The organism is Microvirga sp. Mcv34, from assembly GCF_024519725.1.
GTDB lineage: Bacteria > Pseudomonadota > Alphaproteobacteria > Rhizobiales > Beijerinckiaceae > Microvirga.
Window position 1 is genome coordinate 1 of sequence record NZ_JALJRK010000080.1, and the last position, 19,724, is coordinate 19,724.

Sequence of the window (19,724 nt, forward strand, 5' to 3'; positions counted from 1 at the left end):
GGCTATCCTGGAAAAGGTCGCCCGTGCGAAACAAGCGTTAGAGTCACAACACTAGGCCGTCCGCATCAGGCACCTTCGCCATGAGCTTGAACGATCAGACGATCTCCATGATGACGTCTGTCTCGAAGCTGAAATAGTCCGGGAGCACGTCGGGCGCGGGCTCCAGCGGTCCCGTCATCCTCGTACCCTCAGGCAACGGATCCAGCCAGTTGGTGGATACCGCCGCGCCGGGGCCACTTTCCCAGTCGGCCGGTGCACCAAGCCCATCCCCTACGCCAGCCTCGAGCCCACGAGAACAGAAGAGACCGTCTGACAGCCGAAGCTGTGCCCCAGGCAAGCGCATGATTGACCCGGCCCACAGGGAACGAGCGGCAATGATCGCTCGATATGTTCGGCCAGGTGGGCAGGTGAACGTTGGTGGGATCGGGATGTAACCAAGCTCGCAAGATCTGCGAACTACCTACGAGAATGGTGCCGGTCACCTAGGAGCCTGCCGCGCTCGCGATGGGACGAGCGGCCAGCCCAAAACAGAGAAGACTTCGATGCAGCTTTTTGAGCAGAACCAATACGTTTATCGCACCGGCCTCGCCTGGACGGCTGCCCAGATCGATGAGGGTATACGCAGCTTCATGCTCGGCGTGTACAACTACATGGTGTTGGGCCTTGGCATCTCGGCCCTCGTGGCACTCGGCGTCAACATGGCAGCCACGACCACCGACTCCGCGTCGACCGCAGGGCAGGTCGGGGGCATCACTCTCACGGTGTTCGGTCACCTTCTCTATGGAACGCCTCTGATGTGGATTGTGGCGGTTGCGCCTCTGGCTTTCACCTTTATCTTCTCATTCCAGCTGGACAGGATGTCGGCAGCGTCAGCACGAATTACCTTCTTCGCCTTCGCCGCACTGATGGGCGCGTCGCTGTCGACGCTGCTCCTGCGCTACACGGGCGCCAGTGTCGTGCAGGTGTTCCTCATCACAGCGGCGTCCTTCGGCTCGCTGTCAGTGTGGGGCTACACTACTAAGCGCAGCCTGTCAGCCCTGGATACCTTCCTGATGATGGGCCTAATCGGCCTCGTGATCGCGATGCTCGTCAACATCTTCCTGGAGGCGAGCGTTTTGCAGGTCGCAATCTCGGGCATCGGGGTGCTGATCTTCGCGAGCCTCTCGGCCTACGGCACGCAGAAGCTGAAGGATATTTACTTCATGGGCGGCCTCGACGCCGAGGCCGCGGCCAAGGTATCGATCTTCGGCGCTCTGACGCTTTACCTCGACTTCATCAACATGTTCCAATTCCTGCTGTCGCTCGCCGGCGGCAAACGCAGCGAATAACGACCAGCAGCATGGAAGCGGGATTGTGGTCGGTGCCACAACGGAGAGAATCCACTAACGTGGCGTTCACCATATCCACGGCAAGGAGCCCAGTTCAGGCGGACATTCGGCCACAGCGGCTTTGCGCAACCATGGCGGCAGCTATCTGGGGCTTCCCTCCGCCGCCTGTGCGGGCCCGCCCGACCCGCTTCCGCCGAAACCGAGCGTCCTGAGTTGAGGCCCTCCGCTCGTGGCTGCGCCTGATTCCAGTGCACCGCCGGTCGATCCCGGGCGCTCCGTTCACCCAGGGTGCCTATCCATAAGGTTTCAGAGTGAACACCATGTCAGATCGTTTCGGCTCGTCGCTCAGCTGCCACGCCCTTTCGGCCAGTGGGGCGGGCGCCGCACCAGCCGCGGGCCTCTCGTATCCCGCCCTGGTCCTCCATTACGGGACCCCGGCTATAATCTATTATGGCGCGGTGCCGCATTGAGCGGAGGGCAGCCATGAGGGAGTTCAGGAACACGCGGCCGTGGTGTAACCGAATCCTTGTCTGCTACGAATCATGGGAGGACCGCTCATGATTGCGAACGAAGCTGAGCTGCGGGCGCTCATGACGGCCGGCCTGAACGGCGATGCGGCGGCCCACCGCGCACTCCTAGACAGGCTCAGCCGTCACTTGCGGGCCTACTACAAGAATAAGCTTGCGCGGATCGGGCGGAGCGCGGACGAGGCGGAAGATCTGGTGCAGGATACGCTGATGGCAATCCATACCCGACGGCAGACCTACGACCCAGAGGAGCTCTTCACCCCGTGGGTGCACGCCATCGCGCGCTATAAGCTCATCGACCACCTGCGCCACACCAAGGCAACCATGACGGATATGCCCATCGAGGACGCCGCCGACTTCGAGGCGCAAGACGACCATGCCGGGGCGGAGAGCGCCCTCGACATCAACCGCCTGCTCGCGCGGTTGCCCGAGAAGATGCGGCGTGCGATCCGGCACGTGAAGATCGACGGCCTGAGCGTCGCCGAGACCGCCGCTCGCTGTGGCATGACAGAATCGGCGGTCAAGGTGAGCGTACATAGGGGCCTCAAGGCCATGGCGGCGGCAATCGCCCAGGGGAGGACCACATGAAGACTGACGACCTCATCAACCTACTGAGCACAAATGTCGAGCCAGTGGACCGCCGCCAGCTCAGACGCAGCCTCGGTCTTGCGGTGGCGCTCGGGGCAGGAGGGGCGCTCATCACAGTCCTGCTGGCGCTTGGCGTCCGCACAGACCTGCACGAGCCCGGCGTCCTAGCCTTTCTCGGCCTGAAGCTCGCCTTCGCAACGGGCGTCGTCCTGATGGCCTCGCTGCTGCTGACGCGCCTCGCGCGCCCGGGCGGCGAGCACGGGACGCGGCCCATCCTGGTGCTGCTGCCGTTCGCGGCCATCGCCCTGCTCGCGGGCTTGAGTCTCGCCCATACCCCCAGTACCCACTGGGAAGCGATGATTGTGGGCGACATGTGGCTTAATTGTCTTGTGTCGATACCAACCATCGCCGTCGTGCCGTTTGCGGTGGTCGTCTGGGCAGTGCGCCGGTTCGCGGCGCCCACGAACTTGGCGTGGACCGGAGCCTTTGCCGGCCTCGCGGCCGGCGGCGTGAGCGCAATGGGTTATGCCCTACACTGCATGGACGACTCCCTGCCGTTCATTGCGCTCTGGTACGGCGGAACCATCATCTTATGCACCGTGGCTGGGGCGCTGCTGGGCCCCCGGCTGCTGCGCTGGTAACTATGCGGATGAGAGCTTAAATACTTGCCGTTCGATCAGGAGCCGCTGCCACGCGTCAGGTCGCTGGATCTTGCACCGACGCTCGGAGTGATGGTCAAAAGAGCGTGTGCTAGACCCCCGACCGGCCGCGGCAAGGCCCCGCCAGTGCGGGTGATGCTAAGATCGGGGCGGAGAGGACGGCGGCCATTCTCATCGAATACTCCGAAGCCGCTACAAGCAATGCGCAGGCGGCGGTGGGCGCATGGCACAAGCGTGTACGGCCCCGGCTGCGTACCCGCTGGACTGTTCCTTCAATCGTCGTTTGCATCATCACGGATGCCCACCGCGACCTAAAGGTCGCCCAATCACCAGCCTGACCACCTCGGGCATTCGCACGGGCGTACATGGTGCCATCTACGTGACATCTACCTCCGATGGGCTTTTAGGATGAGACAGCTTTCTTGCAGTAAGACAGAGTTAAAGCTAACCATTTAGACAAATCGGGGAACTGTCCGGCAATAACGTCCGGGCAAGTCGTTAAGGGAATGCGGGGATTCTCATGATGAAGCGTATCGCAATGGCCGCGAGCCTGGTGCTCGCGCTCGCTGCCTGCCAGAGTGAGGGCGTCTCCACAAGCTCGACGAAGCACCTCGCGCCGATCCCATCGGCCACTATGGCGCTGATGGCCAGCAAGGGGATGTCGCAGAACGATCCGATCCTCATGCGCTCCTACAAGAAGGAGTCCGAGATCGAGATCTGGAAGCGTGGCCGCGACGGTAAGTACGCGCTGCTCAAGACCTACCCGATGTGCCGCTGGTCGGGTCAGCTCGGGCCGAAGATCCGTGAGGGCGACCGGCAGGCGCCGGAGGGCTTCTACACGGTCACTCCGGCTGCCATGAACCCGAACTCGCAGCTCTACCTGTCCTTCAACCTCGGCTACCCAAACGCCTATGACCGTGCCCACGGCCGCACGGGATCACACCTCATGGTGCACGGCTCGTGTTCGTCGCGCGGCTGCTTCGCCATGACGGACGAAGCCATCTCGGAAGTCTATGCCCTCGCTCGGGAGGCCTTCGCAAGCGGCCAGCGCGGCTTCCAGTTCCAGTCCTATCCGTTCAGGATGACGGCCGAGAACCTGGCCAAGCACCGCCTCGACCCAAACATCGCATTCTGGAAGAACCTCAAGGAAGGCTCGGACTACTTCGAGGTCGCCAAGGAGGAGCCGCAGATCTCGGTCGCCAACCGGCAATATGCGTTCGGGGGCGATGCCTCCGTCATGGCTGCGGTCGCGCAGAAGCGCCAGAAGGACGAGCAGGAGGTCGCTGAGTTGGTGGCCAAGGGCGTGCCGCCGATCAGGCTAGTCTACGATGACGGCGGGCAGCACCAGACCTTCCGGCAGGCGCTTGCCGGTAACACCTCGACAGATGGTGGCTCGCTTGCCGTCGACGTGAGCGCCCGGAACCGCCTTGGCGACGTGAGCCGGCCGGAGGCCTTGGCCGCGGGGCCGCAGGAAATCATCCTCGCCGCCAATGGGAAGCCGAAGCAGGAGCCCTCGTCGGCGCTGGCATACGCCTCTCAGCGGTCGGCTGTGGGGCAGACCCGCGCCAGCGAATCAGTCCGGCAGGCTGCATCGGCCCCTGCCGCTGCGGCAGGGCCTGAGCCGGCGACCCAAGCCGCAGGTGGTGAAGGGCGCTCTGTACTTGGACGGATGCTGGCGTTCTTCGGCGGCTAGGCTCACCGTCGCCAGGACTATCCTATGAGTAAGCCGGTAACACCAGAGGGCACCTCGGCAGGTCCACGTTGGGATTATTGAGCGCTCAAGATATTCACCCTCGTCGCGCGCCCGCTCCTGTCCCGAGATGCAGCCGAATACCGGCGGCCTCCTTTGGCCCGAAGCTAGCTCCGGGCTAGCTTCGGGTGCTATGCCTCGGGGCATCATGTCTGCTTTCGATCCTACCAAGCCGAGGTCCTCGACCCTGGGTCTCAAGGTCCTCGTGCTCACGGCGTGCCTCGCCATCTTGAGTGTCGAGGCATGGCGCGACTGGAGCGGGCGGAGCCAGGAAATGGCCAGGATCAGCACCGAGACCCTAAACCGGGCCAAGTCGCTGACCCAGCACGTGCAGGATTCTCTCGAGGTGGCTGACACCCTTCTCGTGGACGTGGTGGACCGGATCGAGACCGGAGGTATCGGGCCGACCGCCATGTTGAGGCTAGACTCTTTCCTTGTCGAGCGGATCCAATCCTTGCAGCGTATCAAGTCCCTGACGATCTATGGGGAGGACGGGCTCTTGATGAGCAGCTCCCTGCCAGGCCACCGCAGCAAGATCGATGCCCGAGATCAGCCATTCTTTCAGTATCACAGCGCCATCTCCAGAGCCGATTGGTACCTCGGCCCTCTGATCCATGATCCTCTCGGAGGCGAATGGGTTGTCACGCTCTCCCGTCGCGTCAACAAGCCGGATGGGAGTTTCGGCGGGGTCGCTCAGGCCAGCATTCCACCACGCTACTTCGCGAACTTCTTTGGCCGCTTTGATGTTGGAGCACAGGGAATCCTTGCTCTGTTTCACGCCGATGGAACACTTCTGTCGCGCTATCCTTACCTGGAGCGTGCAATCGGGGCCCTTGCGGTGAACGAGCCGTGGTTTAAGGATGGGAAAGCCTCTGGGATCTACGAATATACGTCCTCCATTGACGGGGTGACCCGCATTGGAGGCTATCAGCGCAACCACATCTTTCCTATTGGCGTGCTTTCAGCCGTCGGACGGGACGAGGCGCTTGCGCGCTGGAACAGCATGTTCGCCATTCGCATCGTGGCCACCGGATTGCTCGTCACTACGATCGCCATATTGGGATGGCGCTTCGCGGGAGAGTTGCGGCGGCGCGAGACGGCAGAGACCGAACTCGCTGTCCTGGCCAGGACGGATGGCCTGACGAGCCTTGCCAATCGCCGAACCCTCGACGAGCGGCTCGAAACGGAATGGCTCAGGGCTGCCCGAGAGAAGGCGCCCGTTTCGCTGCTGATGATCGACGTGGATCGGTTCAAAGCCTACAACGACATCTACGGACATCAGGCTGGAGACGAGTGCCTGCGAACCATCGCCAACACCATCGCGAATGCGGCTCGCAGGCCGTCCGATGTGGTAGCACGTTATGGCGGCGAGGAACTCGCCGTCCTTCTGCCGGGGTTGAATGAAATCGATGCCGTGACCGTCGCCGAAAAGATCCGCTCGAAGGTAGAAGCGCTTTGCATGCTGCACGAGGCCAACGTCCCGTGCCGTATTCTAACGGTCAGCATCGGAAGTGCGACCCGGGTGCCGAGTTTAGACCGTTCACGTATTGGTCCAAAGGACCTGATTACGCTTGCCGACGCCGCCCTCTACGAGGCCAAGCAGGGCGGGCGCAACCGCATCGCGGTGGCAAAGACCGCCTGACCCCGGCTTCAATGTTTATAGGAGTTTGACGTCTCAATGTCCGGGACGTTGCGATCCAGCTCGCCGCGCCAGACGCCAGGGCCAGCATCGGATGGGGCCCGCCAATCTCCCCGCGGGCACAGGGAGCCGCCGGATGAGATCTTCGGGCCATTCGGCATCGCCGTACTCTTGAACTGGCTGGTAAAGAACCGCCCTAGGAAGGCCCGCGGCCATCGCTTGATCTCGCCGAGGTCATACGCACTATGCGAACTCAGTGGGAGGTTCGGCGGCCAAGTACTGGTCCTGCCCACAACCTGGGACAAGTCAATGCCACCACAGCGTCAAGGGTCCATGCCTGCCATGGCAGAGGCGAGCAGCTATTGGTTCGCCGTCATGGTCGGCGAGGTTCGGCCGCCGAGCGAGGCCCAGGCCATGCCCTCGTCGCCTTCGCGCTTGATGTAAGTGTAGCCCGTCTTGTGCCACGGCAGGATGGCATTGCGCTTGTTGTCGAGGATGAAGTCGCCACGATTGGTGCGGACCATCATGACCGCGTGACCTGCGCCTTCCTCGTCGATAACGACCGTCATCCGCAGCGCCCGGTGCGGGAAGCCGGCCTCAACCAGACGCTTGCGTTTGACGAGCTGGTAATCCTCGCAATCGCCGTAGCCGTCCTCGGCGAAGTCCCAGATATCCTCGACACCCCAGTGATCCTGGTCGGTCTTCGCCTTGATGCCGGCGTTCACCTGCTGGTTGATCCGGTTGAGGGTCTGCCAGTCCTTCGCCGTGAGATCGATGGTGGCGGGCTCGGACGGATCGACGGCGCACTCGGTCGGGTTCTGCCCGCAGAAGCGGAGCCAGCCCATGATCGGCTTGGCTTTGCCGACCTTGGCAACGGGTTGGGTGACGGTCGGCAGTATGCTCCCGGTCTGGGTCTGTGCCTGCGCGGCTGCAGCGGTGATGGTCAGCGTGAGGGAGGCGACGGCGAAACGGAACATGCTCCTGGAAAAAGACCGTACGCTCAGAAGCCCGGAGAGAGGTTGCCGCATTGCCCCACCAATGTGCCGTTAAGGATTTGTTCATCAAACCTGACACGGTGGCTCGGCGGCGCTCAAGGCAAAAGTTAAACAAGGGTTAACAGGTCGCACCCGTTTTCGTTCCGGACTTTCGTCAGCCATGTCCTGCGCGCAGCGTCGCGGCGATGATCTCAAGGCGGCCGCTGACGTCGTCGAACGACAGGGCGTAGTGCACATCGGCGCTGTCCAGATGGGCCTCGCCCACGCTGAGTGCGGCTTCACCGAGCTCGAGCAACACCTCGCCCCGCCGCTCCGCCGCCATCCCGGGGTCGTAGGTTACCATGGTCGCCCCGACCACCGTCAGGGTGTCATCGAGGAGGTTCGTGGCAGTGCGGTCATCGCCTTGGCGGAAGGTGGCTGCGATGGTGATCCGCTCGATGGCGGGACGATCCGCCGGACCAGACACCTCGACGATGACCTCACGCGCGGCGAAGCGGCAGCGGGTAGCGGCACACGCGGTCTGCCGGATGCGCAGGTCAGAGCCGATCTGTTGCAGGGCCACGTTGACTGTCTCGTCGTAACGCTCGGGCGGGGTGTCGAAGGGACCCGCCAGGGCAGGCGAGGCGAGGAGCAGGACGAGGAGGGCAGCGGCAGGTCTCATCGAATCCTCCGGTGGCGGCACGTGCAACGCAGGAGCGGCGGCAGGCCAATGACGAAAGTGTGTACAGCCCCGACGGCGTACCGTATTGAGGGCGCACGCAGCGGAACGCACGTCCCCCCACATCCCTGGCCGAATTATGGGTCCTGCCAGACAGCAACCGTTCATGCGATGAAATCAGTTCGATGGGACGCCCGCACCCTTTTCTTCGTCACTAAGGAACACGTCGAAGAAGGGAAACCCGTCTCGGCACGAGAAATCTCGGTGCGACGCGGTTTCATGCTTGGACAATCACCCCAGGCTGCTGCGAAGCTTTCGCACGGCGGGGCAGGATAGAGTGAAAATCTTATGCTCAGTGTCTCCCTCCCGGCTGCCATGCTAGGCGGCCTCATCAGCTTCTTGAGCCCTTGCGTCCTGCCGTTGGTGCCGCCCTACCTGTCTTTCCTAGCGGGCACGACCTTCGACCGGCTGAATGCCGGCGACGGTGCCGTTCGCAGGCGGGCAGTATTAGCCGCGCTCCTATTCGTAGCCGGGTTCGCGACGGTTTTTGTTCTGCTGGGCGCAACGGCCTCTGCCTTGGGGCAAGTGATCCGGCAACATGTCGATGTGCTGAGCAAGCTGGCAGGCTTCGCCATCATCGTCATGGGCCTGCATTTCCTTGGGGTCTTCCGGATCGGGCTCTTTTATCGGGAGGCTCGGTTCAACATCGAGAAGCCGGTCGGCCTCTGGGGGGCTTATGCGATGGGCCTTGCCTTCGCGTTCGGTTGGACCCCCTGCATTGGCCCGGTACTAGCCGCCATTCTGACTGTCGCCGGCTCGGAGCAGAGTGTCGCGCAGGGGGCCCTGCTGCTTGCAGCTTACTCGGCGGGCCTCGGCGTCCCGTTCGTGCTTGCGGCACTCGCCATGAAGCCGTTTGTCGCCCTGCTGAAGCGCATGCGCTCTCACTTCGTGCTGGTGGAGAAGACGATGGGAGCGCTCCTCGTGCTAACCGGCATCGCCTTCCTGACCGGCTGGATCACCGATATGTCGTTCTGGCTTCTGGAGACGTTCCCGGCTCTCGCGACACTTGGCTGAGACGCGGAACCGCATAGGCCCAACCAAGGTCGACCCTGTTTTGAACTTAGACCCTTCTCAACCCAATGGTTAGGCTACCCAGACCTTTGTGCAAGCCTTACGCTCCAGGCTTACTGCGGGCCCGCTGGTATTCGCGCTCGGTAATTGCCCACGTGCTTTTGATGAAGGCGAGGATTGCCCGGATTTCGTCGTCCGACAGTGAGCCCTCAAACGCGGGCATGTCGCTTTCGTATCCGGGTACGAGCGCTGCCACGCCCTTTTTCGTGAGCGTGAACAGTTCCTCATCACTGTGATGCCATGTGTGCCCACTGGCATCATGTGGTGGTGCGGGCATGCGGCCGCTCGCCAGGGGCTCCTGCCAGTTGGGCTGGCCTTCGAGCTTGGCGCCATGGCACGAGGCGCAACGCTCGGCATAGAGCTTGGCGCCCAACGCAAGCTGAACCGCATCGCCTCGATCCCGGGATCGTTCATGGCCGAGCCAACCGAACGCGGCCACGGCGATGCCGGAGATGGTCAGGAGGGCTCCCCACAGCGGCAGCTTGCCCATGTCACAACCTGCCGCGCAGAAACTTGACCAGCGCGGCTGCCGCGAGCACGAAGAAGATGACGGTCAGGAGCCACGCCAAGCCCATCCCCGCCATCATCCAGCCCATTCCGTCCATCATGCCCGTCATTGGAACCTCGCCTCACAGGTTGGGCTGATCAAGCGCCGTCCAGGTGCGTCCCTGGTCGATGCTGCTCAGAAGCTTCCCGCCGTTCGTGGCGGCGAACACCCGCTTTGGATTCGTAGGGTCCGCCGCGAGGTGAAGGAGGTAGCCGTCCCCAAAGCCACTGCTGATGGTTTCAAACCCGACCGGCGGCTCAGCCGCCTTCACCAACCCCCGCCCGAGCACGAAGGCGTAGAGCGTACCCTCGGGCGTCACCTCGACCAAGCTCACCGGCGCTCCCTGCGCAAGCGGTATCCAGGATCTGCCCGCATCCGTGCTAACCAGCAGCCCCGACTGAGTCGCCGCATAGAGCGTGTCCCTGCTCTTTGCCGAGCCGGCGAGGTCAATCAGTCCCTCGGGCCCTGGCCCTACAATCGTCCACGTCTTGCCTGCATCCCTGCTGACCTGAAGCCCCCGGTGGGTACCATAGATCGTCTGCGGGTCGGCGGGGCTCACAGTCATCTGGTGGAAGTCGACCGGGCCATTCGCGCCTGGGGACACCTGGGTCCAGGTTCGCCCGCGGTCCTCCGAGGCAATAAAGCCGAGATTGCCGCCCTGCGCCGGGTGGCCGCTCGCATAAAGCCTGTTCGGGTCGGACGGGTGCGGGGTAAAGCCCATGAAGTCCTGAACCGGGGAGACTCGCTCCGCCTTCCCATCCGCGCCAGCGCTGAAGAGCCCGTGATGTGTCGCGATCAGGAGGCGCGAGGGATCCTGGCGGTCAATGGCCAGGCCGTGAATGTGGGTTTGTCTCGTCAGATCCGAAACAGCAATGCTCTCGGCCGCATTGGTGCGGATCATGAAGGCGGCGACTGTGATCGCCAGTGCTGCCGCTCCGGCCGGGAAAAGCTTCCCGCGTGGTTTCTTGTTTGTCCGTCCCATCGTGAAATTCCTGCTGGGTTGCTGCTTTGGGACGACGCTGAGCGTCCGCAGCTCAGCGTCGCCGGATTACGTCGAGCGGCACGTGCCGGATGTGAGCCGTCACGCCGCCCTAGCCTGATCTCAGCCGCGAGTGCCAGGTGCTGGCGTCGGTTGCTGCCCGGCGCCGCCCTGTTGCTGCTGCATCGCGGACTGCATCATCCTGTTGCAGTTCTCCATCATCTGAGACATCTGCTGCATCATGCCCATCATGGGCATGGAGCCGCTGCCCTGCATCATCCCATGCGGGTTGGCTTGGCCCTGGGACGGAGACGGCGCAGGCACGGCCTCTTGGGCGGAGACGGCCACGACGCCGGCCAGGAGCGCGGCTCCCGTTAAGACCGAACGAGCAATCATCGAGATCTTGGACATGGTATTCTCCTGTCTGGCCTGTGAGGCTGAGGCGTCCGCGCCACTTGGCGCGCCCTCCGGGTGGATGCCCCGCGCAGCGGACGTTGCTGCGCAAAGGCAGGGTCTCTTCCAGCCGCCTCTGGGATCAGGGGCGAAACCGGAAGGGAGATGGCGATTGGCAGCATCGGTTCTGCCTCTCATTCCGCCGCACGGGACCAAGCCTGAGTGGGCTCTTGGCCTCTCGTGTCAGGACCTTTGTCGGCATCGTTCACAGTGCAGGGCAGACGGTAGCCCTTGATCAGCGCGTAGATGGCCGGGATCACCACCAGCGTCAGTATGGTCGACGAGATCATGCCTCCAATCATCGGTACGGCGATGCGCTGCATGATCTCGGATCCTGTTCCGGTGCTCCATAGGATCGGAACCAGGCCCGCCATAATGGCGATCACCGTCATCATCTTGGGCCGGACACGCTCCACCGCCCCAACCATAATCGACGCATAGAGGTCGGCCCGGGTGAACAGACGGCCTTGTCGCTCCCGCTCCGCCTGCACCTCCTGCCGCGCGTGATCAAGATAGATCAGCATGATGACGCCGGTCTCGGCCGCAACACCGGCCAATGCGATGAAGCCGACGGCGACCGCAACCGACATGTTGAAGCCGAGCCACCACATCAGCCAGATGCCACCCACCAGCGCGAACGGCAGCGACAGCATGACAATAAGCGTTTCGGTCAGGGCCTGGAAGTTGAGGTAGAGCAGGAGGAAGATGATCAGCAACGTGACTGGCACTACGATCTTGAGACGGGCCTCGGCGCGTTCAAGGTACTCGAACTGCCCGCTCCATTGAACGTAGTAGCCCTGCGGGAACTTGACCTCACTCGCAACCGCCTGGCGCGCCTCGGCGACATAGCCGCCGAGATCACGCCCGGCGATGTCGACAAAGATGTAGACCGCAAGCTGGCCATTCTCCGTGCGGATCGAGGTCGGGCCCCGGGTGAGTTTCACCTCCGCGACCTCGCCCAAGGGCACGGCGCCGCCGTTTGGCATTGGCACCTGCACCTCGGTGGCGATGGCCTGCGGGTTCGAGCGCAGTTCGCGCGGATAGCGGATGTTCACGCTGTAGCGCTCGCGTCCCTCGACCGTGTTGGTCACCATCTCGCCGCCGAGCGCCGTCGCGATCACGTCCTGCACGTCGCCGACGGTCAGGCCATAGCGCCCGAGCGCGATCCGGTCCGGCACGATGTCGAGGAAGTAGCCTCCGATCACCCGCTCGGCATAGGCGCTCGACGTGCCGGGCACCGCCTTGACCACGGCCTCGACCTGGCGCGCGAACTTTTCCATTTCGGCGAGGTCGGTGCCAAACACCTTGATGCCAACAGGCGTGCGGATGCCGGTCGACAGCATATCGATGCGTGCTTGGATCGGCATCGTCCAGGCATTCGACACGCCGGGAAACTGCAGCGCCCTGTCCATCTCGGCCTTGAGGCTGTCGATGGTCACGCCGGGCCTCCACTCGTTCTTCGGCTTCAAGGTGATGATCGTCTCGAACATCTCCGTTGGTGCGGGATCGGTGGCGGTCAGTGCACGTCCCGCCTTGCCATAGACCGTGGCTACCTCGGGGAATGACTTGATGATCCGATCTTGGATCTGCATGAGCTCGGCCGCCTTGGTGATCGACAGGCCCGGCAGGGTGGTCGGCATGTACATCAGCGTGCCCTCATTGAGGGCCGGCATGAACTCGGAGCCGAGTTGGCGAGCCGGCCAGACGGTCGCACCGAGCGCCACGACGGCGAGTACGATGGTGAGGACTTTGGCCTTGAGCACACCACGGATGACCGGCCTGTAGATCCAGACCAGGAAGCGATTGATCGGGTTGCGGTGCTCCGGAACGATCCGCCCGCGCACGAAAATCACCATCAGCGCCGGCACCAGGGTCACGGACAGGATGGCCGCCGCCGCCATGGCGAAGGTCTTGGTGAAGGCGAGCGGCCCAAACAGACGGCCCTCCTGCGCCTCCAGCGTGAAGATGGGCAGGAACGAGACCGTGATGATCAGCAGGCTGAAGAACAGGGCCGGCCCGACCTCGCTTGCCGCCTTGATCAGGATCTCGACGCGCGGCTGGTCCGGTGGTGCCCGCTCCAGGTGCTTGTGGGCGTTCTCGATCATCACGATGGCCGCGTCGATCATAGCGCCGACCGCAATGGCGATGCCGCCCAAGCTCATGATGTTGGATCCAAGCCCGAGGAGCTTCATGGCGCCAAAGGCCATCAGGATGCCGACGGGCAGCATGAGGATCGCGACCAGGGCGCTGCGCAAGTGGAGCAGGAACACGACGCAGACCAGAGCGACGATGACGCTCTCCTCAATGAGCGTGCCTTTAAGCGTCTCGATTGCGGCCTCGATCAACTGCGAGCGGTCATAGACGGGAACGATCTCGGTACCCTTCGGCAAACTCGAAGCGACCTCGGCGAGCCGCGCCTTCACGCTCTCGATCACGTTGAGTGCGTTGGCCCCGAACCGCTGCAGGACGATGCCGCTTGCGACCTCGCCCTCGCCGTTGAGCTCGGTGATGCCACGCCGCTCGTCCGGCCCGATCTCGACGCGGGCGACGTCGCCGAGACGCAGGGGCGTGCCGGCCTCCGTCTTCAGAACGACACTTTCGATGTCCTGGATGCTCTTGAGATAACCGCGGCCGCGGACCATGAACTCGAACTCGGACAGTTCAACGGTGCGCCCGCCGACATCGGCGTTGCTGGTGCGGATCGCCTCACGCAGTGCCTGAAGCGAGATGCCCTGGGCGCGCAGCCTTCGCGGGTCCACGACGACGTTGTACTGCTTGACGAAGCCGCCGACGCTCGCGACCTCCGCGACGCCCTCTCCCTTCGCGGCGGCGAACCGGACCACCCAGTCCTGCAGCGACCGCAGCTCGGCCAAGGTCATGTTCTTGGCCATCACCGCGTACTGGTAGACCCAGCCCACGCCCGTGGCGTCCGGACCCAGGCTCGGCGTCACGCCGGCGGGCAGGCGTCGGGCGGCCGCGTTCAGGTACTCCAGCACACGCGAGCGGGCCCAGTACGCGTCAGTGCCGTCCTCGAAAATGATGTAGACGAACGAGACACCAAAGAACGAGAAGCCCCGCACGACCTTGGATTGCGGCACTGTTAGCATCGCCGTGGTGAGCGGATAGGTGACCTGGTCCTCAACCACCTGCGGCGCCTGACCCGGGTACTCCGTATAGACGATAACCTGCACGTCGGAGAGATCGGGGATAGCGTCGAGCGGCAGGCTGCGCAGGGAGTACAGACCCGCCGCGACCGCGAACACCGTCCCGATCAGAACGAGCATCAGGTTGCGCGACGACCACGCGATGAGGCGGGCGATCATTGGGGCTTCTCCCCGGCTGGAGCCGCCATGCTCTGCAATGCAGCCTTCAGGTTGCTTTCGGCATCGATGAGGAAGTTGGCCGACACGACCACCCGGTCGCCCGCCGCCACGCCCTCACGGATCTCGACATAGCCATTTCCACTGGCGCCCGCCGTGACCTGGCGGGGCTCGAAGCGGCCCTCGCCCTTGTCGACGATCACGACTTGACGCGTGCCGGTATCGATGAGCGCGCTGTCAGGCACCGCCACGACTGGCTTGTCGGCCCCCGTCGCGATTTCGACGTCGGCATACATGTCCGGCAGCAGGAGACCCTCCCGATTCGGAATTTCGATCCGGACGCGAGCCGTCCGGGTCTCCGGGTTCACCTGCGGGTAAATCAGGCCGATCGTGCCAGGGAAAACTTGGCCCGGCAGGCTGCGGACACGGATCGTGACGGCCTGCCCCGGCCGGACGGCGCCGAGATCATGTTCAGGCACGTCGGCGAGCACCCAGAGCGTCGAGAGGTCGGCAATCCGGAACAGAACGTCTCCCGGCATGGCCCGCATCCCGTCAGTCGCATTGCGCTCCAGCACAAGACCGTCCCGGGGTGCCGACCAGGTGATCGTGGTCGGCACCTTGCGGGCACGTTCGATCTCGGCCAGCGCCTCGGGTGGGACGTCGAGGTTTTCGAGGCGTCGGCGAGCTCCTTCGAGGACCGCCGCGCGGCCACCGGCTCCGCCTCCGTCATTGAGGACACTCAGGTACTGGGCGCTGGCGGCGGAGATCTCCGGCGAGTAGAGCCGCAGGAGCGGCTGACTGGCGCGCACCCGGTCGCCCGTCGTGACGTTCTCAACCTTCTCGATGAAACTCTCCGAGCGCAAGGAGATGACCGCCACACGGCGCTCGTCGAGCTTGATCGTGCCGGGCACGCGCACTGGCCGGGTAACAACACGGCGCTCTGCCGGCTCGGACCGGACCCCGGTGCGCTGCAGCCTGCCAAGCGATACCGTGACGGTCGAGCCATCCTCGGCTTCGCCCTCGTAGACGGGCAGGTAATCCATCCCCATCGAGTCCTTCTTGGGAATCGGGGAGGTATCCGGGAGCCCCATGGGATTGCGATAGTAGAGGATCTTCTTTCCACCGCTCTGATCGGCCGTGGTCGGGCTGGCTGACGCGTCCTTCGGCTTGTCGTCGAAGCTTACGTCCTCACCGACCCGAACGGCGACGTAATCTCGGCCATCCTCCGTCCTCTTTGGTCCGGCGGAGTAGAAGGGTTTGCCGGCAGGGTCGCGGTAATACGCAATCGGGCCGGTCGCCGCCGGAGGAGAGCCGTTGCCCCCCGGGGCGAAGCCTAGCCAGCTCGGCAGCGCAATCCCGCCAGGCAAGGCGAGACCGCCTTGGCCCGCACGGAAGCCGAGCCACATGCCAGCTGCAAGGGCCAGCAACACCAACACAGCAACGAATATGCGCCTGGGGGCCCGCTTGCCGTCTGAGGGTCGTTGCTCCTCCGGTTCGGTGGCATGAAAACGCGTCATCTGATCCATCACGGCACCGCCTTGAGCACGAGTCGGTTTTGAACGGTACCGATCTCGCCCTGCACCTTCGCGGCCAGCGAGAGCTGCCATCCACCTTCCATCGCGAGGTTGGTCTTGAACCGGTAGATCCCAGGCTCTGGTGACGGCATCGGCTCGATGGGAGCCGTCATCGTCGGCATGCCGTCGGGAGCCATGTCGATCCGCCGCGCGAAAACCACTGCGTCCGGAACGGACGTTCCGGAGCGCCTGTCGACGAGGCGCACATCCACCATGGCTTCACCCTGCTTCACCTCGTCTCGGATAAGCTCAAAGGCATGATCCTTGAGCTCCGCGGTCGAGACGGGGGGTAGCGTGCCGGCACTGGTAAGCCCAAACCGCGCCTTCGCCTGCGCCCAGGAGGGCGGAACCCAGGCTGGGAGGGTTGAACGGTCGGGCAACGCCTGGATTGCCGAAGAGGGGATCCAGGCCGACAAGGCCGATCGGTCCATCAGCATGAGGCCGAGGAGGGCGGAGCCAACTAGAGCGAGCCCCAGGAGCACGGCCGCAATGGCGCGCCCTTTGGTGAGGAAGATCATCTGTCTGTAACCTAGTCATGCATATCGAGGGCATTGCGGGCACCACGGAGGGACGCTTTACAATGCGCGGTCATACCCCGTGACGCATGGCCACGAGGCAACACCATCCGGCGCGGACGCCGGTGCAGGACTAGGCTTTGGGAGGATGATCCGGAGGCAGCGCGGGCAGGCTATCGCCACGTTGCGCGAAATAAGCGGCGAGTTCCGCCACGAGCGCAGCGCGAACCAGCGCCGAGCCAGCCGTCGGCATGCTCTGGGGACACTTGGCAATACAGAGCACCGCGAAGGGGCAGGCTTTCATGTCGCTGCAGTCAGGCGGCGTCTGGTCGCAGCAGGACATATCATCCGCTGTCGTCACAATGGGCGCATTGAACCCAGCCCCTGCCGACGCGGCGGACGAACCACCGACGACAACAAGGCTCACGACCGCCAGGATCGTCAGCAACCGGGAAAGGGCCACCCAAAGTGCCATACCCAACACTTTCACATCAGGGCCGCTCAGAAAAGCCGCCTCCGATCACATGATCGATACCGCCCCGGGTTTCAAGGTCCGTTACGGGATAATGGCAAAGCTACTCGTTCCACGAGACCTCACATTGGTCATGCTGCCTGACGTGCTCCCACGCCACTAAGGCTTCCGTCCCAGCGGAACTGTCGGTTTCCGTCCAATCTCTACCTCCCCAGCCTTGGACAGCGTCCCTGTCCGTTTGACAGCCTCGGCCTTGCTTTGAGAGCCAACGTTAGCGACCGAAACGATGAACCGTTTGACAAGCTCACGCTGGAAAGCTGCCCTGCGCTGCTCCTGTATCGTCAAGCGAGGCTCGCGCTCCAATGGAAGAGGCTGGGCGGAGGCAACTTGCACCGGTTGAACTGAAAGTCCTACGGGATCCGCAGCCCCTTGGTTGGCCAAGGGCGAACCTATGGCGGCGAGATGAACCCGGGCCCTTCGGCAATACTCAATCGAGCGGGGCGTCATCCGCTCCTCTCCATGACCTGCCCGATATTTCATAAGCGCTCGGCATAGATCGCCACCTGTGAGGCGCCAGGCCTTGGCGAGGTACTCGATCCCGTAGCGGATATTGACTTGAGGGTCGGCCAAAGCCTCCCTTGGGCCAGTAAAGCCAAGCATCGCTGCCGTGCCAGGACGGACCTGCATCAGTCCAAGCTCCCCGACCGTCCCGATGACGGATGGATTGTAGGAGCTTTCAACCATGACGACGGCATCCGCAACAGCTGCTGGTAATCCCTGACGCTCCGCCTCCTTCACGATCAGCGGCAGGTAGGAACCGCGTCCCTTCGGCCGATAGGCGTCTAAGCCGATGAGACCCTCAACCGGGGGCGGTTTTGGCAAGGACAGAATGATCCTCTCAACTCGCTTAGCCTCAATGGCCTCATCTTTCTGGTGAAGCGAGGCTAGCGCTGGTTGTGCGGAAGCCACCAACAAGAAAACGCTATAACGGATGAATCCATGAAGTCGGCGGCCCACATCATCCTCCGATTTGGGAACGTGCCAAATACTTTCTCGAAATCAACATCCACACGACCGCCCGGAAATTCCAAGCCGCGGCATGTTTATCCCCGAAACGGAAAGCGGAAACGCTGTTCAACACAAGTTTGGGTCGGGTGTACGCACGTCAGGTCCTAAGCGGACTTTCGTGTCACTCATCTGCGATTGCGTCTGCGCCTTTGCAAGCCTGTTTGGGGCAAACTCAAGATGACAGCCTGTAATAACACTCATGTCTTATCCAACGAGGCCACAAAGAGGTAGAACCCCTCCCGCTCAACAGCGGCCCTTGCCTCCGCCGCTTTGAAGCCACTCAAGCTGCTCCAGTGCCGGCTGAGGGTGCCGCGGAAGCTCCAACCTGCTCCAACAACGAAATCGGGGATCTGGCTGCTCTTTGAGACAGCACAGAACAGATCCTGCGCAAACCGAGCCTCAAAGACGATATAGGATTGGGCTTCGATCCCGTTCCCCGACTTTGCTCGGGTACTCCGGCGTCGACGGCCCGCAACGGGATTCGAAGGATCGACCATTTCCTGGTGTGTATCCACCGCTTCTGGGGGTCTCGAAGTGTTTGGCCGTTCATGATCAGCACGGCGTGAGCCTGCCGACTTGCGTCTCCAGGTATTATTGATTTTGTCTGGCAACACTGTGCTCCGAACGAGGGACAATGGTACAGCGGCCCACGCCGATGTTGGCGATTAGGCCTGAATTGCCCAGCTTCACCGTATTGCCCTTGGAGAGGTGGCAGGCGTGACGTCTGGCGTTTCCCGGGCTTGCGAAGTGCAGTCCTGAACCCTGCTGGTCACTTCCCGGGCTGCATGCGCTGGGTTCTCATCAAGGATGGACCTGCGTCAGGCAGCACGTGGATTGCTCCCATGTAAAGGGATGAGAGCGGTCAGTGACAGGAGCCAGGATGACACTCGGATGCACAAGCACGGGAAGCGCAGATCACGAACGCAATCTCGGGACAATGCGGCGTGGGCCGAAGGCTCGCTCAAACCGTGCAGCAAGTTCGTGGGGGCCGCTTCAGACCAGCCGGCTCAATCCCGGAGCCCTGCTGGCTCACGAGTGCCAAGATAATGGCTTCAGGCGAGACATCGCCTGCCTCGATCCCGAGCGAGGGTAAAGCCTGTGCGCAGACGCTGCTGCAGTGAGGGGTGTGGCCGCACTCGGGACCATCCGGATCACAGTCAGTCGACGATTCAATGTGAGAAACCACGCTGCGATCCCCATGATGATCCAGGCCAGCCATGGCCCCGCTGTGCAACACGAACGACGTCACAGCCGCAACCATGAGGGTTGCGACGAGACGACGTAAATGGGTCCACACAGGGTCCACTGAATTGCTCCTTTGCGGGTGGCCCTTACCATACGGGATCGTGTGGCCATCGCAAGAGTCTCGAACTAGGGCAGGGGTGTAGTGAACTGACCACACCGGCGCAGGCCAAAGCCCTCAGCTTAGGAGTTCACCGGGGGATCGTCATGGGCTTGATCACCCTTCCGCGTCTATCAGGTGATCGAGGCCGGCAAGATCAAGACGTAGAACCCCACGGC

General features: G+C 63.1%; 17 protein-coding genes and 1 pseudogene. 6 read left to right on the forward strand and 12 right to left on the reverse strand.

What is annotated here, in order from left to right; all coding sequences use genetic code 11:
- Positions 1 to 542: 542 nt before the first annotated feature.
- The 5 genes from OC446_RS24865 to OC446_RS24885 all read left to right on the forward strand — a co-directional run bounded on the left by OC446_RS24865 (position 543) and on the right by OC446_RS24885 (position 6,494).
- The gene (locus OC446_RS24865; RefSeq protein WP_262031695.1) at positions 543 to 1,328 is read left to right on the forward strand and encodes a Bax inhibitor-1/YccA family protein; all 786 of its coding nucleotides are present in this window, start codon (positions 543 to 545) and stop codon (positions 1,326 to 1,328) included.
- Between the two features lie 557 nt (positions 1,329 to 1,885).
- Positions 1,886 to 2,443, forward strand: coding sequence for a sigma-70 family RNA polymerase sigma factor (locus OC446_RS24870; RefSeq protein WP_262031696.1), 558 nt, complete (start codon positions 1,886 to 1,888; stop codon positions 2,441 to 2,443).
- A complete protein-coding gene (locus tag OC446_RS24875) occupies positions 2,440 to 3,084 on the forward strand; it encodes a DUF1109 domain-containing protein (RefSeq protein ID WP_262031697.1) in 645 nt (214 codons plus the stop codon). Before OC446_RS24870 ends, OC446_RS24875 begins: the two co-directional genes overlap by 4 nt.
- A 538-nt stretch (positions 3,085 to 3,622) precedes the next feature.
- Positions 3,623 to 4,795: a murein L,D-transpeptidase family protein gene (locus OC446_RS24880; protein WP_262031698.1), complete on the forward strand. Its 1,173-nt coding sequence runs from the start codon at positions 3,623 to 3,625 to the stop codon at positions 4,793 to 4,795.
- A 205-nt stretch (positions 4,796 to 5,000) separates the two neighbouring features.
- Positions 5,001 to 6,494, forward strand: coding sequence for a sensor domain-containing diguanylate cyclase (locus OC446_RS24885; RefSeq protein ID WP_262031699.1), 1,494 nt, complete (start codon positions 5,001 to 5,003; stop codon positions 6,492 to 6,494).
- A gap of 8 nt (positions 6,495 to 6,502) precedes the next feature.
- On the opposite strand, the pseudogene nadE reads toward OC446_RS24885, so the two are convergent.
- The 3 genes and pseudogenes from nadE to OC446_RS24900 all read right to left on the reverse strand — a co-directional run.
- A pseudogene (gene nadE, locus OC446_RS24890) lies at positions 6,503 to 6,766 on the reverse strand (NAD(+) synthase); the annotation flags it as partial.
- A gap of 84 nt (positions 6,767 to 6,850) precedes the next feature.
- Entirely contained in the window at positions 6,851 to 7,519 is a 669-nt protein-coding gene (locus tag OC446_RS24895; protein ID WP_410055128.1) for a transglutaminase-like cysteine peptidase, read from the reverse strand.
- Positions 7,520 to 7,640: 121 nt separating this feature from the next.
- Positions 7,641 to 8,147, reverse strand: a complete 507-nt coding sequence (locus tag OC446_RS24900; protein WP_262031701.1) for a hypothetical protein — start codon at positions 8,145 to 8,147, stop codon at positions 7,641 to 7,643.
- Between the two features lie 345 nt (positions 8,148 to 8,492).
- Between OC446_RS24900 and OC446_RS24905 the strand changes: the two genes are divergently transcribed.
- A complete protein-coding gene (locus OC446_RS24905; RefSeq protein ID WP_262031702.1) occupies positions 8,493 to 9,218 on the forward strand; it encodes a cytochrome c biogenesis CcdA family protein in 726 nt (241 codons plus the stop codon).
- A 97-nt stretch (positions 9,219 to 9,315) separates the two neighbouring features.
- Here OC446_RS24905 and OC446_RS24910 read toward each other — a convergent pair whose 3' ends face one another.
- The 9 genes from OC446_RS24910 to OC446_RS24950 form a co-directional block, all read right to left on the reverse strand.
- Complete coding sequence (locus OC446_RS24910; RefSeq protein WP_262031703.1) at positions 9,316 to 9,765, reverse strand: c-type cytochrome; 450 nt, start codon at positions 9,763 to 9,765, stop codon at positions 9,316 to 9,318.
- Between the two features lies 1 nt (position 9,766).
- A complete protein-coding gene (locus OC446_RS24915) occupies positions 9,767 to 9,892 on the reverse strand; it encodes a hypothetical protein (protein WP_262031704.1) in 126 nt (41 codons plus the stop codon).
- 12 nt (positions 9,893 to 9,904) lie between these two features.
- A complete protein-coding gene (locus OC446_RS24920; protein ID WP_262031705.1) occupies positions 9,905 to 10,804 on the reverse strand; it encodes a F510_1955 family glycosylhydrolase in 900 nt (299 codons plus the stop codon).
- Positions 10,805 to 10,924: 120 nt separating this feature from the next.
- On the reverse strand, positions 10,925 to 11,212 hold the full coding sequence (locus OC446_RS24925; protein ID WP_262031706.1) for a hypothetical protein: 288 nt from the start codon (positions 11,210 to 11,212) through the stop codon (positions 10,925 to 10,927).
- A 176-nt stretch (positions 11,213 to 11,388) separates the two neighbouring features.
- Positions 11,389 to 14,577 carry an efflux RND transporter permease subunit gene (locus OC446_RS24930; protein WP_262031707.1) on the reverse strand — a complete coding sequence of 1,063 codons (3,189 nt, stop codon included), beginning with the start codon at positions 14,575 to 14,577 and terminating at the stop codon, positions 11,389 to 11,391.
- Positions 14,574 to 16,100, reverse strand: coding sequence for an efflux RND transporter periplasmic adaptor subunit (locus OC446_RS24935; RefSeq protein ID WP_262031708.1), 1,527 nt, complete (start codon positions 16,098 to 16,100; stop codon positions 14,574 to 14,576). Before OC446_RS24935 ends, OC446_RS24930 begins: the two co-directional genes overlap by 4 nt.
- A complete protein-coding gene (locus OC446_RS24940) occupies positions 16,100 to 16,528 on the reverse strand; it encodes a FixH family protein (protein WP_262031710.1) in 429 nt (142 codons plus the stop codon). Before OC446_RS24940 ends, OC446_RS24935 begins: the two co-directional genes overlap by 1 nt.
- A 268-nt stretch (positions 16,529 to 16,796) precedes the next feature.
- Entirely contained in the window at positions 16,797 to 17,138 is a 342-nt protein-coding gene (locus OC446_RS24945; protein ID WP_262031709.1) for a hypothetical protein, read from the reverse strand.
- Between the two features lie 156 nt (positions 17,139 to 17,294).
- Entirely contained in the window at positions 17,295 to 17,987 is a 693-nt protein-coding gene (locus OC446_RS24950) for a lytic transglycosylase domain-containing protein (RefSeq protein WP_262031711.1), read from the reverse strand.
- Positions 17,988 to 19,724 lie beyond the last annotated feature (1,737 nt).